1 protein-coding gene is annotated in these 1,383 nt (G+C 39.9%); it reads right to left on the bottom strand.

Translation table 11 applies throughout. The features are described from left to right. Positions 1-46 precede the first annotated feature (46 nt). Positions 47-1,261, bottom strand: coding sequence for an ISL3 family transposase (locus AC3ASS_RS14290; RefSeq protein ID WP_488284160.1), 1,215 nt, complete (start codon positions 1,259-1,261; stop codon positions 47-49). Between the last annotated feature and the right edge of the window lie 122 nt (positions 1,262-1,383).

The following is a 1,383-nucleotide window of genomic DNA, read 5'->3' as shown; positions in this document are numbered from 1 at the left end:
TTGGTTCTCCGTCAAATGTTGGGGTGGTAAAGAAATCAGGCCACCCCTATCCTATATGTAGACCCATTCCTTTATACTGATGTCTCAATAAGATTCTTGCTCGAAATCTCTTGAAGTTTTTATATCCATAGCCGTTTCGCTTGATGACTTTTGTGGTATTATTAATTCCTTCCAAAAAGCCATTGGAATGACCATACACAAAGCTATTCAGGATTTCTACTTGCCAATTTCGAAACGTTTCTATCGCTTGTTTCATCTCTGGAATTCCTGATGCCTCTACTACTTGATAAAATGCTTCCAGCTCTTTTTTTACCTCTTTAATCTTTTCTTGACCGATTTCTTTCGCTCGGTTAAACCATACTTGATAACGTTCTTTTAGTTCATAGGCTTTTTTTAGCTCTTCCGACATATTCAAATAGCGTTCTAAATGCCACTGTTCGTCTTCAGTTAAAGTGTTTTGAGGTTTATAAAAAATGTACCTTTTTCTTTTGCACTTTTTACGGTCATAGTCGTGAAACTGCTGCTGAATACGCCTGCGAACTCGATCAATCCCCCAATAAATATAACGACAAAAATGAAAACGATCCGCCACAATCACTGGGTTCCCTAGGGCCGAACGAACGGCTGCCTTAAAAGAAGGACTCATATCCATAATCACCACTTGAACGTGGTGACCATACCTTTGAAGGTAGTCTTTTATCGTCTTTTTATTTCGGTTCGGTAGGATGTCTAGGGGTTGCTTAGTGATCCCATCGGCGATGATGAGTTGATACTTTCCTTCTCTTGTATCTCCTTTATATTCATCAATCGCAATCACTCGGGGTAGTGACTCTACTTGCTTGACTTCCGTTTGAGCGATTTGATCAAATCGCCTCATAATGGTCGTGGATGAGGTTCCGTAAACATCCCCTACTTCCTTAAATGTCTTTCCCTTAATAGCGCATACGGACACGGCCTGATTCCATTCAATCGATGTTCGTTGATATCGTTTGACAAACGTATTCTTTCCGGAAAAGCGTTTTCCGCAAGCACAGGCATATCGACGACGTTTATACCAAATATACGTCATCCGTTCAAACCATTTTAAATGTTGAACTTTTTGCCATCGATAATCATGAACTTTGTTGGTGAGTTGACCACAGTCAGGACAAGGGTGAGGCTTTCGCTCCATTTCCACATAGAGGAAGATTTCACCTTTACGCTCCTCCATTTTTATCACCTGACAGCCTTTTAATTCTGGGATATTCATGGTAGAATTCATAGTACACGCAACTCCATTCTTTTTGCTTGTTTCTGGACAATTCAAGTATAAAAGAATGACGGGGTTGCGTGTCTTTTTTTTGACCAAAATTGTATGAAAACCCCAACATTTATTATAGAGCC

The organism is Bacillus sp. JST-5, assembly GCF_057747715.1.
The sequence above is the reverse complement of the archived record's forward strand: the minus strand, read 5'-3'. Positions and strand labels throughout refer to the sequence as shown.

Coding starts and splice junctions, on each gene's coding strand:
- AC3ASS_RS14290 (WP_488284160.1), bottom strand. CDS start 1,261: ATGAATTCTACCATGAATATCCCAGAATTAAAAGGCTGTCAGGTGATA.